Source organism: Paenibacillus sp. BJ-4, from assembly GCF_020404765.1.
Lineage (GTDB): Bacteria > Bacillota > Bacilli > Paenibacillales > Paenibacillaceae > Paenibacillus.
The window spans coordinates 1-16,308 of sequence record NZ_JAIVEM010000006.1; the positions used below are offsets into that span (position 1 = coordinate 1).

General features: G+C 46.5%; 12 protein-coding genes. 5 read left to right on the plus strand and 7 right to left on the minus strand.

The window, feature by feature from the left end:
- Nucleotides 1-170: 170 nt before the first annotated feature.
- Nucleotides 171-1,136, minus strand: coding sequence for a serine hydrolase domain-containing protein (locus tag LCF57_RS01765; protein ID WP_225999183.1), 966 nt, complete (start codon nucleotides 1,134-1,136; stop codon nucleotides 171-173).
- Between the two features lie 158 nt (nucleotides 1,137-1,294).
- Here LCF57_RS01765 and LCF57_RS01770 point away from each other — a divergent pair, with 158 nt between their 5' ends.
- Together LCF57_RS01770 and LCF57_RS01775 are read left to right on the plus strand one after the other, a co-directional pair.
- Nucleotides 1,295-3,010, plus strand: coding sequence for a methyl-accepting chemotaxis protein (locus LCF57_RS01770; RefSeq protein ID WP_225999184.1), 1,716 nt, complete (start codon nucleotides 1,295-1,297; stop codon nucleotides 3,008-3,010).
- A gap of 90 nt (nucleotides 3,011-3,100) precedes the next feature.
- Entirely contained in the window at nucleotides 3,101-4,411 is a 1,311-nt protein-coding gene (locus LCF57_RS01775) for an MFS transporter (protein WP_225999185.1), read from the plus strand.
- Between the two features lie 66 nt (nucleotides 4,412-4,477).
- Here the strand turns inward: LCF57_RS01775 and LCF57_RS01780 are convergent, their stop codons facing one another.
- The 3 genes from LCF57_RS01780 to fsa all read right to left on the minus strand — a co-directional run bounded on the left by LCF57_RS01780 (nucleotide 4,478) and on the right by fsa (nucleotide 6,969).
- Complete coding sequence (locus LCF57_RS01780) at nucleotides 4,478-5,677, minus strand: MFS transporter (protein WP_225999186.1); 1,200 nt, start codon at nucleotides 5,675-5,677, stop codon at nucleotides 4,478-4,480.
- Between the two features lies 1 nt (nucleotide 5,678).
- Nucleotides 5,679-6,134 carry a MarR family winged helix-turn-helix transcriptional regulator gene (locus LCF57_RS01785; protein ID WP_225999187.1) on the minus strand — a complete coding sequence of 152 codons (456 nt, stop codon included), beginning with the start codon at nucleotides 6,132-6,134 and terminating at the stop codon, nucleotides 5,679-5,681.
- 187 nt (nucleotides 6,135-6,321) lie between these two features.
- Nucleotides 6,322-6,969, minus strand: a complete 648-nt coding sequence (gene fsa, locus LCF57_RS01790) for a fructose-6-phosphate aldolase (protein ID WP_225999188.1) — start codon at nucleotides 6,967-6,969, stop codon at nucleotides 6,322-6,324.
- Between the two features lie 217 nt (nucleotides 6,970-7,186).
- Between fsa and LCF57_RS01795 the strand changes: the two genes are divergently transcribed.
- Complete coding sequence (locus LCF57_RS01795) at nucleotides 7,187-7,864, plus strand: CBS domain-containing protein (RefSeq protein ID WP_225999189.1); 678 nt, start codon at nucleotides 7,187-7,189, stop codon at nucleotides 7,862-7,864.
- Between the two features lie 19 nt (nucleotides 7,865-7,883).
- On the plus strand, nucleotides 7,884-8,510 hold the full coding sequence (locus LCF57_RS01800; RefSeq protein WP_225999190.1) for a TraX family protein: 627 nt from the start codon (nucleotides 7,884-7,886) through the stop codon (nucleotides 8,508-8,510).
- A 90-nt stretch (nucleotides 8,511-8,600) separates the two neighbouring features.
- Here LCF57_RS01800 and LCF57_RS01805 read toward each other — a convergent pair whose 3' ends face one another.
- The 3 genes from LCF57_RS01805 to LCF57_RS01815 form a co-directional block, all read right to left on the minus strand.
- Complete coding sequence (locus LCF57_RS01805; RefSeq protein ID WP_225999191.1) at nucleotides 8,601-9,599, minus strand: polysaccharide deacetylase family protein; 999 nt, start codon at nucleotides 9,597-9,599, stop codon at nucleotides 8,601-8,603.
- 128 nt (nucleotides 9,600-9,727) lie between these two features.
- A complete protein-coding gene (locus LCF57_RS01810) occupies nucleotides 9,728-13,423 on the minus strand; it encodes a non-ribosomal peptide synthetase (protein WP_225999192.1) in 3,696 nt (1,231 codons plus the stop codon).
- Nucleotides 13,424-13,566: 143 nt separating this feature from the next.
- Nucleotides 13,567-15,336 (minus strand): methyl-accepting chemotaxis protein, encoded by a 1,770-nt coding sequence (locus tag LCF57_RS01815; RefSeq protein WP_225999193.1) that lies wholly within the window; start codon nucleotides 15,334-15,336, stop codon nucleotides 13,567-13,569.
- Between the two features lie 463 nt (nucleotides 15,337-15,799).
- On the opposite strand from LCF57_RS01815, the gene LCF57_RS01820 reads away from it, so the two are divergent.
- The gene (locus tag LCF57_RS01820; protein WP_225999194.1) at nucleotides 15,800-16,270 is read left to right on the plus strand and encodes a GNAT family N-acetyltransferase; all 471 of its coding nucleotides are present in this window, start codon (nucleotides 15,800-15,802) and stop codon (nucleotides 16,268-16,270) included.
- Nucleotides 16,271-16,308 lie beyond the last annotated feature (38 nt).

Consider the following 16,308-nt stretch of genomic DNA (forward strand, 5'->3'; position numbering starts at 1 on the left):
CAACGATTTCAGGCCAAACTCAAACAGCGCGCGCCGATTGAGTACCGGCACGCGCTGGCTGCTTAGCCTTTTTTCACTTGTCTACTTGACAGGGGTATGACCATACAGGCAAGCCCTTTTTGCTCTTGAGTTGCTATAAGGGATTATCAACTTTGACTTTGATTTGCTGGCTATGCTTGCTGACGAAGCAGCGGAACAATATACTGCCGAAAAATATCCACAGGGGACCGTTTCTTTTTGAATTTATCAGCGGTAACGACAACTATCATATCATACGACGGAATGACAACAATATATTGACCACCAAAGCCGAGTGCGTAATAATAATCCGTTTCGGTGTTTTTTTCTGTTTTGTCTAAACCTGTATCCTCTAAAAAGGAAGACGTCCACCAGTGCCAGCCGTAAAATGCTTTTTGTGGTTTGGCAGCCGGAAGGAATGGACGGGTAGCATAGCGGACCGTCTTGGTTTGGATGAGCTGGCGTCCCTCCCAGCTTCCTTCGTTCAGATAAAGTAGCCCAAATTTGAGCATGTCCATCGGTTTGAGGCGTAGACCGAAGCCTCCAGTATGAGTACCCTGGGGGTCGGTTTCCCAATAATAGCTTTCGATTCCGAGTGGTTGGAATAATTCCTGCTCGGCAAATTCAGCTACCGTTTGTCCGGAAGCATGACGCAGTATGGTGGCCAAAAGCTGGGAACAGCCAGAACTGTACTCCATTCGTGTGCCCGGCGCATCTGATAGCGGCTGCGAAAGTACAAATTGCACCCAATCTGACGTTTTGCTCATGGTTGGAAAAGAATTTTGTCCGCCAAATTCGGTCCAGCTAAAGCCTGCCGACATTGTTAGCAGATGCTCAATCGTAATATCACGCTTTTGAGGGTCACTGTCCTCAGCCAGCCTGGGGAAAAATTCGAGGATCGGCGTGTCCGAATGAGGTACGATGTGTTGGTCCATGGCGATACTGACTAAGGCTGACAGTACGCTTTTGGTACAGGAATTTATTTTATAAAGTTTATTTGCGATTTCAGGCTCACGATAATATTCCAAAATCATGTTCCCCTGTTGCATTATAAGGCAACTACGGGTATCCAGCTCGGTAAGCTCGTGAATAAGCGAGGTAAACTCCAAACTTTTCATGCAGGTCCTCCTTGAGGCTATGGCATACAAATACTTAGTATATCATTTTAATTATTTAAATCCGACAAATAAAAGTCTGAAAGCTTCAAAAAAACGCTGAATTAAACGATATATAATAAGTTGGGCATTTTATTCAGACATAACTGGAGGACCGATTTATGAACTTAACAATCAAGGCCAAGATGATTCTTAGCGCGCTACTTATTCCAGGTGTGATTGCGGCCATGCTGCTGACGAATTACATTTTAAGCGTACATAGCGAGAACGAGTACAAGGATATTTTAAACCGTGAGGAGACGATTGCATATAACTCAAAGTCGCTTCAATTTTTGTTGAACGGGATATCCAATGATGAGCGGGGATATTTGCTGACTCGGGACGAGCAGTATGGGCAAGAGATCGAAAAGAAACAGAGTGAAATTGTGAAGCTGCTCCAGGAGACGGAAGCTTTGCTTAATACAGGCAGTGAGGATATGAAGAAAAAGATGGCTGATCTCAAGACAGAGATCAATAGCTATACGAGCCAGGTTCATAGCTTAGTGACTACAGCCGGGTATCGGAGTACAAAAGACATATTCCCGCCGTTTTCCGATTTGCTAAATGAATTTGAAAACGAACGGGTTTTGCGCAAGCAGCTTGATGTAAAGGTGATAGCCTTCGTCAAAGCTCAGGGTGACATGGTCGGTGTGAAAGTACAACAGGCACACCGAACGATGACGAACACAACCTTGATTACGAGCATCGTAGGATTTCTTATTATCATTTATAGTGTTGCACAATCTATCATTTTGATTCGTTCCATTCGTCCATTACATCATATGAATGAGCAGTTGTTGGAAATGTCGAAGGGCGGAGGGGATTTGCGAGGACGACTTGATATTACGTCCAAAGATGAGATCGGCATGATTGCCAGCTCTTACAATAAGCTTATCGAGGGATTTCGCGATATTATAGTGGATGCTCAGGATACGGCGCGTACATTAACCGTGACCGCCGAGCGGGTTAGCGTAAGCACCGAGGAAATGAACGAGGCCAATCGTCATACGTCCGGTGTCATGGAAGAGCTTGCATCCGGTATGGAGCATCAGGTTGATGATATTACACGAACCACAGATACTGTGAAGGAGCTTGCCCATGAACTGGAGCATATTGCAGTGACGAGCCAGCAGGTGTATGAGTTGTCTGATACGGCTGCTAAAGATGCGGAAGCAGGGGAGCAATCTATAGGTCAGGCCATGCGCCAGATGGAAAAAGTAAGTGAGAGTGTAGATAGCTCTGCACGCGCTGTACGTCTGCTTAGTGAACAGGCCGAACAGATTGGAATGATCGGTTCTGTCATTACCGGAATTGCCAAACAGACAGGAATGCTCGCGCTTAACGCGTCCATTGAAGCGGCAAGAGCGGGAGAGCAGGGTAGAGGATTTGCGGTGGTAGCCTCAGAGGTGAGAAGGTTGGCCGAGCAGGTATCGGTCTCAGCAGCGGAAATCACACAATTTGTGCAAAATATTCAGGATCATGTCGCAAATGTGGCATCAAGTATGCAGAGCGGGACGGTTGAAGTGCAGTCCGGCGTAAAGGTCATGCAATCAGCCGAAACTGCATTTCGTCAAATTGGAAATTCCATTCAGCAGGTTAGTCAACAGATTCATAGTGTAAATCGGTCTGTGGAACAAATGTCCGACGGATCAGAACGGATGGTGGAAGCTGTAGAACGGATTCGCGAAGTTGCCGAGCAGTCGGCAGGGGGAACGCAGAGCGTCAGCGCAGCGGCTGAGGAGCAGCAGGCTTCCATGGAGGAAATTGCATCATCCATTCATACGCTGGCGGATATGTCGCAGATTCTGAATACAAGGGTTGGAGGATTTAAGGTGTAGCCGTATAAATCCAAGTACATGTAAACACAATAATACCTGTTGAAAGAATCTGTACAGCTGTGTTATTACTTGTACAAAGGTGGTAACGGAATGCAACAAAATAAAGGAATTCTGCTTGCATTAGGTTCCATCCCGCTGATGATGACGCTGGGTAATTCGATGCTGATTCCTGTATTGCCGGAAATTGGACGTAAGCTACATGTAAATTCTTTTCGAATCAGCATGTTGATTACGGTATATGCGGTGGTGGCTATTTTGCTGATACCGATTGCAGGCTATCTCTCCGACCGATTTGGACGTAAAGCGGTGATCGTTCCCTGTCTGATCCTGACGGTCATTGGGGGAGGGATTTCTGCAGTGGGAGCATGGCTGCTTCAAGATCTGGCAGCGTATTGGACCATTATAGGAGGTCGTCTACTTCAGGGAGCGGGAGCGGCAGGAGCTTTTCCAATAGTCATTCCGCTTGTGGGAGATTTGTACGAGGACGAGAATGAGGTCAGCAAGAACTTGGGTGTGGTCGAGACCTATAATACATTCGGAAAAGTGTTAAGTCCGATACTCGGCGCGGCGTTGGGAGCAGTTCTGTGGTTTTTGCCACTGGCAGTAATTCCGGTCCTCTGTCTGATTTCGCTTATTTTGGTGCTTTGGCTGATTCATGTGCCTAAGCGCAAAAATCAACCAATTACGTTTCGAGAGTTTGCCGGAAAAGTAAAGCAGGTGCTTGCCGAAAAAGGACGCTGGCTATATGCCATTTTTGCCATGGGCGGTATTTGTATGTTCGTCATTTTTGGCGTCTTATTCTACTTATCCGACATATTGGAAAGCCGTTACAACCTTCATGGAGTCTGGAAAGGCTTTGTGCTTGCCATCCCGCTAGTTTCCCTTTGTCTGTGCTCCTATTTGGGGGGCAAGATCATTGGCAAGCATAAGAAGCGTATGAAATGGATTGGCTTTAGCGGTTTGGTAATATTAACGGTTAGCTTTGCTATTCTCGGATTTTTTGAACATATCTATGTGGTGATCGGATTGTTCACACTAGGAGGCGGGGGAATTGGTCTGGCACTGCCTTGTTTGGATGCCTTGATTACAAAGGGAATTGAAAAAGAGGAGCGCGGAACCATTACTGCCTTGTACAGCAGCATGCGCTTCGTTGGGGTATCGCTAGGTCCACCGGCTGTATCCTTACTGCAGGGTCGCAATGGACATGGTCTGCTCTTTGGTGTAATGGCCGGAGTGGGAGGGATAGCTGCTCTATTGATGCTGCTCGCGGTCAAACCGGAGCAGGATGAAGCGGCGGATAACCCAACCGTTAATCGTATGAAAGCGACTGAAGGGCTGATAGGAGTGACGAAAGAAAAGCCGCTTTCCTCCAAGTTAAAACGCAAAACTCCTGCGAAATAAAAGCAAATATATTCCAAAATGAAAAAGCACCCGAAACCATGAAGCATGGTAACGGATGCTTTTTCATTACCCCTCAAGAGGCACATGTGTTTTAGCTTTGCGGCTTGCGATGATTTGAATGACATAGATCAGCAAGAACAGCACAATAAACACCGAGGAAAGACGGTACATCCACGCATAATCACTTGCTTTGGCGATAATGCCGAGGATAAGAGCTCCGGCTGCAACCCCGAAATCGAGGGAGTTGAGAAACATACCGTTTGCCATGCCCCTCTGCTTGGGAGATACGACCTGAATCATCCAGGTTTGCAGGGTCGGTTGCATGACACCGAAACCGATGCCGTAGCAAAGAGCAGACAGATACATGAAGACGTCACTGTGTGCGTAGGAAAGCAGGATCAGACCGCCAATCAGAAACAGTGAACCCGGAACGAGCAGTGCTTTGGCCCCTTTTTTATCATAAATACGACCCGAAAAGGGGCGCACGATCAGCACGGATAGCGCATTAAACAGGAAAAAGTAGGCCGGGTGCGAAAGATTGGCTTCATCCCCGTAAAGCGCCATAAAGCCGATTAATCCTCCATACGTGATAGACATTAGCATATTCAGCAAGGCAGGAATCCATAATTTGCGATTCAATGCCGGTTTTCGTCCCTCTTCCAAAGGAACCATCGGCGGCTCGATATGCCCTTTGGGCAATGTACGAATCAGCCAGTAAGCTAGTGGGAAAATAACGACAATCACGGCTGATGTCGTATATACTAGCAGGTTAAAGCTGCCGTTTTGCAGCATGGATATGCCTATGGTCGGTCCAATGGACATGGCTAAGCTGGTGGACAAACTAAAAAATCCCATTCCTTCACCGAGACGTTTGGACGGGATGACGTCAGTAGCCATCGTTGGAAAGGCAGTACTGCTCATGCCGAAGCCAATCCCAAACAGCATACGCATGAGCAGGAGCACCGTAATCGTTGGTGAAACACTGTATCCCAGCGTGCCTACTAATGCAAACAGCAGTCCGATGAAAATTAGGGTGCTGCGGTGTCCTTTTTCCAGCATGCGGGCAGAAAAAAGCCTTGCTGCAATTGCACTCAATGCGAACAATGTCGTAACGAGACTGACCTGAACGGAAGTGGCGTGGAATGTATTTTTCACATAGGAAGGAATGGAGGATACGATCATCTGTAATTCCAGAAACAAAAATAGATTGGAAACCGTAAGAACGATAAATTCTTTGGTCCAAAGAGGTTGCTTGCCTTGTTGCATATTAATCGTTCTCTCCTTGTTTCTCTGATTCGCTTATGTTGGCGTGAATTTGTAAAAGAGTTTGGCGAAACAGCTTCAAATCGTCAGAAGAAATTCCCTTTACAAAATCTTGGTTGGCCTCACGTTCGAAAGGAAGTGTCTTCTCAATAAGCAGTCGGCCTGCCTCAGTCAAGTGAAGCAAATAGGCCCGGCGATCCTGTGGACTATTCACACGCTGCACCCATCCCTTCTTGTCCAATAAATCAATAATTCGGGTTGTGGTAGGCTGATCCTTGACGGCCTTGGCTGCAATTTCTTTTTGATTTAAACCCTCGGCCTGATAGATTTGGTACAGAACCGACCATTGCTCTGGGGAAATATCATACGGTTTAAGGCGATGTGTGAGCTGTTGACTCATTTTGCGATGAGTAATCCCCAGCAGCATGCCAATGGAACAATCGGGAGGCAAGTTATGCATAAGCTACCCCTTTCTGTTTTTTTCTAGATGGAACTATTCCGAAATTAATTAGTTGTTGAAACAATTATATGGTTAACAAGTTGTTTTGTCAAAAAAAGTTGTTCAGCATTTATACAAAGCCAAAAAAACAGCCCGCAATATACGGGCTGTTCGTGTAACGCAATATCGTTTTGCCATGAATGGCGAATTAAGCCTTAGGTACAGTTTCCCAGTCCTTCAGGAAGCGTTCAATACCACTGTCTGTCAGTGGGTGTTTCCACAGGGAAGGCAGCAAGGAACCTGGGATAGTGGCGATATGCGCGCCAGCCAGAGCAGCATCTTCCACATGCTTGATGTTACGGATCGAAGCCGCGATGATTTCGGATTTCAGGCCATGAATGTCCAAAATTTGTCTCAGCTCACGAATCAGCTTCATACCGTCAACAGCGATATCATCCAGCCGGCCTACAAATGGGCTGATAAAAGTAGCGCCAGCTTTGGCAGCCATCAAACCTTGAGCTGCGGAGAAAATCAGTGTTACATTCGTTTTGATTCCGTTCTTGGTCAGCTCGTTACAAGCGTACAAGCCGTCTTCGGTCATAGGCAGCTTGATTACGACGTTAGGTGCCCATTTCGCAATGTCATAAGCTTCCTTGAGCATATCCTCAGCCTTCAGGCCAATAACCTCAGCGCTTACGGGACCTTCAACGATACCGCAAATCTCCTGAATGACTTCCTTGAACACTCGACCTTCTTTGGCGATCAGCGAAGGGTTCGTTGTTACACCATCAACCAGACCCAAACGTTCAATACGTTTGATTTCTTCAATGTTACCAGTATCCAAGAAAAATTTCATTTGATTTCCTCCTCAGGGTTTTATAGTACATAATACATATCAAACACATGTGCATGAGCATATTTAAATGTAGCTTATTGCACACGTTAAACTTATAATTAGTATGTATTACATTTTTAATTGTGACACATTTTAAATTTGAAAACAAGCGGTCTATGATTAAAATTTGATGAATTGTCGGAAACTGCTGAATCTTGCCGATCTATGTTCATCTATAATGTATACTACCCCATTGTATAAGGAGGTAATCATTATTCAACTGTCCGAAAGACAGCGTGAAATTGTTGATATTGTCCAGCGCCTGGCGCCTGTTACGGGGGATAAAATTGCTGAAGAGCTGGGGCTGACACGACCGACACTCCGTTCTGATCTTGCTTTGCTCGTTATGCTCGGCCTGGTGGATGCCAAGCCTAAGGTAGGGTACTTGCCAGGGCAGTACCCAAAATATGATAGTCATGTTGGCAGCATGCTGAAAAAGCTGACTGTCGCTGATATACTTAGTGAACCAATCTTGATATCTGGCGATGCTACCGCCTATGATGCGGTGTTGATGCTATTTCAGCAAAATACAGGCACGCTGATGGTCACAGGGGAGGAGCAGGAGCTCATTGGCATTGTTACCCGCAAGGATTTGCTGAAGGTCATGCTGGGGCATACCGATCTGCACACCGTTCCCGTGACCATGGCTATGACGCGGCGGGCCCAAATGACGACGCTGCTTCCGAGGGATTCTTTGCTGGAGGCCATATCGAGGCTGGTTCGTCATCAGGTCAATTGCCTTCCGGTTCTGGACGAGCAATGTACCTCCCCAACTCAAATTCAGGGCCTGGTGGGACGGGTTACAAAAACGGATATCATGAATGCCATTCTGGGCTTGACGGAGGAAAGGACATAAAACAATAAGGGGGCCTTATATGTACTGGTTGGCCATGCTGACGATGCTGATTGACCATGTCGGACTTGTGTTTTTCCCGGCGGATCCGGCTTGGAGAATTGCTGGCAGGCTTGCTTTTCCCATCTATGCGTACGCGCTGTATATGGGGTATGCCCGAACAAGAAATTTGCGGAGCTACATGCTTCGTCTCCTTGGGCTCGCCCTGATTTCCCAACTACCCTATATGCTGGCATTTGATGTGTATAGGCCAAATGTGATTTGGACGCTGTTGACTTCGTTGCTGGCGCTGGCTGCCGCGTCCCGCTTGAAGCATTGGACGGCAATGACGTGCCTGTATGTTCTGACAGCTCTGATGATGGAGCTTAGTCTGATGGATTACGGAGCCTATGGCCTGTTGCTTGTCCTTATTTATCGGTACACACGTTCATATACGATGGTTGCAGCCCATTTTGCTTTGAACGTGGTGTATGATCTGGTGCACCACGCGAATATCCAGCATTTTAGTCTGCTGTCCAGCATTCTGATTGCATGCTTTATATACGAAAAGAGCGGATTTTATAGTCGGGTTCCACGTTGGTTGTGGCGCAGCTTTTACCCGGTGCATTTGGCTGTTATTGCGGCGATTCGCATTTGGCCCTCATTCTAATCCCATCAACCAAAAGAACCTTTAAACCACAGCATACTTGGTTTAAAGGTTCCTTTTTTATCTTAAAAATGAGCTAGACAACGTTTATGTTTATGATACCTTGTTGGGACCTTGGGCAAAAGGCAATGGCCGAAGGGGAGCACCCTCCTTCATATATTGCACCAAGACTTCCGGAATGTTGTGGATTCCGCCTGCATTAACGCGATAGCCATTCGTCTGTCCCGGTGAATTAATTCCACGTTTCACCGTGAACGTGACGTCTATGCCCAAGGAGCGACAAATATCCAGCGTTTCCTTGGTATATCCGCCGTAAGGGAAGGCAAGTACCTTCTGATCATTGTGCAGATGCTTGAACAGCTTCTTGTCAGCCGTGTCCAGATCGGTGTAAACTCGCTGTTTAAACTCATCCTCGGTTTCCATCCGCCCCAGTTTTTTCGAATACACCGGAGCCATCAAAAGCGGCTTTTGCTTGGTGCGTGCTGTGTTGGAGTATCCGTAGGCATGCTGGTCATTGGTATGATTATAAAAATCAATCCCCTCGGCATGCATTTGCCCGATTTGATCCCATGTCAGCTTACGAATACCAATGTGCTTGGGATTGCTGATTGTGGATGTGATGAGAAAATTGGTTGCCGGTACGCGATACTCTTTTAACACGGGAAAGGTGTCCGTATAAAAGGATTCATAGCCGTCGTCGAATGTCATGAGTACCGCATTATCAGGGACTTTGGCTTTATGTAAAATAAAGTTCGTATATTCTTTCATCGTAATCCAGCGGAAGCCGTTCGCTTTCATTTCGTCCAACTGCTTCTTAAAATTACTGAGCTTCAGAGCACCGGGATCAGGTGGGGACTTAGTCACCTCATGATACATCAGCACAATGACTTTGTTTTGGTAATATACTTTATCCGGTGTAGGCGTCAGTGAGAATAGATGGCGTACCAGTCGATCCGCATTAGCCGTGCGTGTACGATGAGTTCCTTTAACTGTAGGAGTGTGATAAATGGCACGTGCTTCGTACACCAAAATTCCTAAAACAGCCATCAAGCTCATAATTAGCAGCGTTCTTTTAAAAATAGTGTGTTTCATGTGAATGACATCCCCCGCATGCAAAAAATTCTGATTATTGAGGTTAATACTAAATATATTAAATTATGAAACTAGGCAAAATCTAGTCTATCATACCTAAAGCACGCGGGGGAAATATCACAACTTTGTTACCTCTGTGCTGCTTTTGCGGATAACGCTGATGGAGCCGGGAAATAACCGATCTCAACGGCATGCTGGATCATGTTCCGAATAAAGTTAAGGTCGGTTGCCGGGCATTGGACGCCAGACTGCTCTAGCAGAGCCGTGGTTACAGTGCACCCGTACCGATAAGCAGAATCCTTGGCTCCGTCCCCTTCGAGCTGCCCCATAGCAAGGTGAAGTGCATCCTCCTGAATGCCAGAAGACGGATTTAGCAGCCAGGTGCTGTAATCGTCAAAAGGCAGGGTTTCCACGACATAACCAAGCTTGTTTACCATAGCAATCAGCTCGTCATATGGAAGTGGGTTCGGATTGCAGATATGGAAAACGCGGTTCGCGCTTTTTTGATGAACGGACAGCTCTACAATCGCCCGGCTGGCATAATCAATCGGCGTGAAGTCTGTATGCCAATCAGCCTGTGGTGCCTTGCCCAGCAGCAACATAGCTTTCATCATACGATAGTAAGCATTGCTGTCGATATTACGCTGGAAGCGTCCGTTCTCCGAGTGGGCCGTCAAATTACCTGCGCGATAGATGGAGACAGGCGTACCTGCTTGAGCCGCTTGGAACAACAGCTTTTCTGCCGCCAGCTTACTGTTCGTGTACAGGTTGTCCACATTCAGATCCTTCGGGAAGGAGGACAGATCCAATACCGATTCCCATTTTCCCTCATTGGCTAGATCCTCCGGTATGCCCATTGTTGAGACATGATGGAAGGATACTCCTGGCTTCGCTTGGGCGATTTTCAGCAGCTCCAGCGTCCCGGTCACATTCGTACGATCAAAGGCTGCTGAATCACCAAAATGGCGAACGTCAGCGGCGCTGTGAATGATGCCGTCGATTTGATGCTCCAGCATATGACGGTCTACAGAGGAGAGGCCAAGATCCGCCTGTTCCAGATCTCCATACACGGGTTTGACTCGTCCTTCGATCAAGTCAGAGATATGGGGTCCGAAATACCCTGTCATGACAGATTGAATACGCTCGATACCGGATGGTCCCTCCTGAGAAGGGCGTACCATCGCATACACCTGGGCTTCTGTCCGTTGAAGCAGTTCATATAGAATGTGTGAACCAAGATAGCCTGTAGCTCCGGTCAACAGAATAACACGCATGTCGCGCACTTCAGCCATATCCGAAGTGCTGGACAGCTCAATCGGATGCTCATTCAGGTCAGTTTTTTCTTGAGGAACCTCCACTGGTTTGCGTTGCGGAGCTTGTTCTTCACCTAATTGCTCCACGTATTCTGCAAGCTCGCGAATGGTTTTATAGCGGAAAAAATCTCCGATACGCAATGCGCCATAACGCGGCTTCAAAATAGCCAGCACATGAATGACACGAAGTGAATCGCCCCCGATCAGGAAGAAATCATCGGTTGCGCCAATATTGTTTTTGCCAAGCACTTGTGCCCATGCTTCCGCAATGAGTGTTTCGGTCCCTTCCCGGACAGGCTCCCCGCCAAATGAAAGGTCAGATGCTTCGGGAAGCGGGCGCAGGGCCAGCTTTTTCCGATCAATCTTGCCCGTCGGTGAAATTGGCATAGCTTCCAGATGCACGACATGGCTCGGTACAAAATAGGAGGGCAGCTTGCTCCCGATATAGGACTGAATTACATCCTGCGGAATGGATTGTCCATCCGAAGTGGTGAAATAGCCCACCAGCATATTTTGATCGGTATGATCCTTAACAGCTACGATAGCCACGTCCTGAACACCCGGATGCTTGGAGAAATGGTCTTCAATCTCTCCAATTTCGATCCGGTTCCCCCGAATTTTGAGCTGTGAATCCTTCCGGCTCACGTATTCAATTGTGCCATCTGGCAGCAGCTTGGCGATATCCCCCGAGCGGTACATTTTTTCACCCGGAACAAAAGGGTTGTCCACGAACGATTGAGCTGTACGCTCCGGCTGATGGAGGTAGCCATGGGCCAACGCAGGCGTAGCGATGCACACTTCACCTGGAATATTGACAGGACACAGCTTGTTGTCCTCGTTAACGATGTAGACTTTGTAATTGTAAATCGGTTTGCCGATCGGAATGTTAACGACATGCTCAGGCACAGCACCACGAACACGGTGGGTCGTCGTCGCTACGGTGCACTCGGTCGGTCCATATACGTTGACAATGTCTGTATCTGTACCGAATTTACTCTGGAAGGCTCGAACCTGTGAGCCGTACAGCGCTTCGCCTGCCACGGTAACAATCCGTACTTTGGCGAGTTTACGATAGCCTTCGTCTGATAAGTACGTAGACAGCTGATTAAAGAACACAGTCGGCAAAATCGTAATAATCGTCGTACCGGTGCGTGCGATGGCTTCTGCGAATTCTTCAACGGATACACGTTCTTCGGAGGACAGCAGGTACAGCTTTGCACCGTAGAACAAGGCTCCAATCGTATCCCAAACCGATGCATCGAAGCTATAGGTCGCGAATTGGGTCAATACATCCTGAGGTGTGATGTCGCAATCGCGTTGCACAACAGCCCCCAAGTTAACGACCCCGCGGTGAGCGATCAAGGCCCCTTTTGGTTTGCCTGTCGAGCCGGATGTGTAGATAACATAAGCGAGATCATCCGGGCCTACGTTAACGTTCGGGTTGCTTGCGGCATAACCCGCGAGTGGCCCGTTAATGGCTAAAATTTCTTTTACGGTATCAATAGACCCGCACAGTTCAGTCGCTTGCTCCATCAGTGCGGAAGTTGTCAGGACAAAGGGAGAACGCGTATCCTCAACAATGTAGCTGCTCCGGTCAGCGGGATGGGCTGGATCGACAGGTACGTACACGCCTCCGGCTTTCAGGATGCCGAGCAGGGAAATAACGGTCTCCAGGCTCCGTTCCATGAAGATGGTCACGAATTCGCCCTTGGCAAGACCCTTGGACAACAACACACGTGCGACCTGGTTCGCACGCTCGTTCAGCTCACGGTACGTATACTCTCCGGCGTGGGAAGCGATAGCTGGACGATCAGGATATTGTGAAGCCGCCTCCTCAAACATACCGTGAATGGTTTGATGCTCGGGGTACTTCACGACTGTATTATTTAAAGCCTCGTGAGCAGCCCGGTCCGCATCAGACAATATATCAATTGAATTCACAAGAGCATGGCTGTGGGTTAGCGCGCCACGCAGAAGAGTTTCAAAATATTCTGCATACCGGACAACCGTTGTTTCCAGAAGGAGTGAATCATCATACCGTATCTGTATTTGATAAGATCCATTGTTTTTACTGACAGCCCAGTCCATAATCCGGGATTCTGCGCCGCTGTCTGTGAGCAGGCTGGCCGAGAATGACGTATCGGCTTGTGGTTCCGTCAGGTAAGCGTCAGACTTACGAAGCATTTCCTGGAATAAGCCTGCCAGTTCATGAAAAGTCGTTTCCTTTCCCATCGTCAGTGAAGCTGTGAGCAGACCGGACTGAGGCGCAAAAGTCGAAAGAGATACTTCTTCTTCTGCGGACAGACGGTATACCCATGCAGTATACGCTGATAATAGCAACGCTTGTTTTTTTTCCGTCGCTGCTTGCTGGTTCAGCTGCTCCGAGATGGACGGCTCCAGCTCTACTTGATAAGTAGAGTATGTATGCTTGCGTTGTGTACGTGCAAAATCCAAGGGAACCAGGAATGGGGATGGCGCTGTTTGTGAACTGTTTTGTAGTAATGAAGCCATTACGCTTACCTCCTGAATGTTTGATGTATTAATATATAGGTAAAGTCAATAAATGCCTCCTATCCCTTCAAATGCATGAACAGGAGGGAGGCATTACTGAGCGACTTACTTTTGAATAAGAGCTTGAAGTCGGTAGATGGTTGTTACGATTTAGTACGGCTGGTGTCCTTAATTTTGAAATAAGAAGTAATTTCCTGAAGCTCTTCAGACATGGACGTCAATTTATGGGACGAATCAATGATGGAGTCCAGAGAAGCTTTTTGCTCATCAACCGTTTGGGCAATATGAATGCTATTGTTAGCAGTTTTACTCACGGTGGAAGAGAGATCGTCCGCGGTTGCTGTCATTTCTTGTGTACCAGCAGAAATTTCCTCCGTAGCACTGGATACCTCTTGAATTTGCAATGCTACATTTTTAGTTGCTTGCAAAATGTCATTGAACAGCTCACCAGCCTGTCCAGCTACAACGATCCCATTCTGAACTTCAACGGTACCTTTCTCCATGGAAGTCACGGCTTGTCCGATTTCACTTTGAATTTCTTCTATTAAAGATGTGATTTGTTTGGTTGCTTCTGCTGATTGCTCTGCCAACTTGCGAACCTCACTGGCAACGACGGCAAAACCTTTGCCTTCTTCACCGACACGCGCAGCTTCAATAGAAGCATTCAAGGCAAGCAGATTAGTCTGGCTGGAAATACCTGAAATCGTACCGATAATGTTACCAATTTCTTGTGAACGGCTATCCAGCAGCTTGATGATACGGGATGTATTCGTAACAGAGTCTGTAATTAAATGCATTTGCGAAGAAACCTTACCCACAATTTCGTTACCTTCGTTAGAGCGCTTCTCGACCGAATTTGCTTCTTCTGCAACAGTAGCAGAGCTGGCTGCGATATTTTGGATGACCGAAGCCATTTCAGACATGGCTCGTGCGCTATCCCCTGTTGCTTTTTCTTGTGCGCGGATGTTATCTGTAATTTCATTGATATTCTGATTAATAATGTTTGAATTAACACCGTTTTGTTCGCAGATTGCGAGCAGTTCTTTCGCTGATTCATTGACTTCATCCGTTGTCTGCTTCACTTTGGTCATGATGCTGTTAATATGGCTTACCATATCATTGAAGTTCTGATTCACCAATCCTAAATCATCTTGGCCTGCGTGAATTTGAACGTCCAGATTTCCTCTGCTTACTTCGCTGATGCCGTACATCAGTTGTTTAATCGGTGTCAACGTGCGTCTTACTACCCAATATTGAAGCCCCAGACAGATCAATAGGAAAATGACCAAAATGGTAGCACCGCTAATGAGCAGCTTGGTCAATCCGGCAGGCACAGCACCGGCATCTGCATCGACAGCAAAATATGCAAAGATTTTGCCACTTGGATCTTTAATTGGAGTCATCAAAGTGGTCCATGTACCAAAAGAGTCATCATAGAAGCTGGTGAAGGTTGGTTTGCCGCTGTCCAGCATATCGGTCAGGCTTACTGCCACGACAGCTGGCTGCTGGTACATAGCGCCGACACCCATTTTTTCTTTCTCAAATGATTCTCTCAGATCGGTCGGCATCGCAACAATGGATGTCTGATCGCCGTCTTGCAGCTCCGTTCCAAAAATATAGGCATGAGAGATATTTGGATTCGTCGCCATGATACTATCCAGATAAGCACGGAGTTTGGTTTGAACAGGTCCGTCATAATTTTTTTCTTGAACGGCTTGGGTTACTTCATCTGCATTAATGCCCTGGGCCCATTTCAATGTGATTTTCTCCACTTGCCCGTGCAGCTGGTCTATCAAAATCGTACGTTGGATCAAATAGCTGGACACGATGAGGACTAGCCCGATCAATACGATGTTGAAGAATGATAATAATAAGTTCTTGGTGAAGAATGATAAGCTACTCCACTTTTTCAAAATGTTCCACTCCCTGGTTGTATTTTTGTATATGGTGTTGAACCGCTTATCGAATAAGATAATCAAGTTCCCCTTACAAACGAAGAATAGAGATAATAGACACTTGAATTTTAAGTAATAGGTCTTTAGTCCTTTTATGTACAAGTATGATATCCCTATATATATGTCGTACAAAATGCTCTTGAAATGAATACCTTACACAATAAAAAATTAATTTTAATAGGTAAACGCTGTGTTTGTTTCAGTATATTCCAATTTATACTTCAACTTGAAATTCGAATTCGGTTCCTCCATAAGCAACTGTTCAACAGAAACCATCATACTTTATAATAGAGTCAATTGCACTTGTCAATTTGGGACATTTTTCATATTTGGCGTTGCCAATGCTTGATTTATCGCGGTTTTTGTGAATTGTTTGCGAATGAGCCCATATATCCATACATAGAGTAGAGGGATGAGAAGAATGTCGAAGCTTACGATTGTAAAGGTTAAGAGTGATCATGCGGATCTGCATGAATTAATTCAGAGGCTGGATGAGGACTTACTGGAGAGGTATCCTGCCGACGAAATTTACTTGGTTGATTTTTCCAATCCGAAAGTAAAGGAAATGATTTTCGCTGTTGTGTATATGGATGCAAAACCTGTTGCTTGTGGAGGACTTAGGCCTATTGATAAGGAAGAGATGGAGCTTAAAAGGTTTTATGTCGATTTCTCTTATCGCAGGCAAGGAATTGGTGTCAGCCTGCTGTCCTTTTTGGAAGAGGAGGCTCGAAAGCAGGGGATCTTAAGGATCAAGCTGGAGACCGGCGCGGCTCAACCTGAATCGATTGCTCTCTATACCAAGCAGGGTTATGAACCGATTGAACGATTCGGCGAGTATGAACACGATGTGAACAGTCTTTGTTATGGTAAAAAGCTGCATCTGTTCTTATAAAACGTTTTCATATAAAATGAATGGTAAATCAATACTAG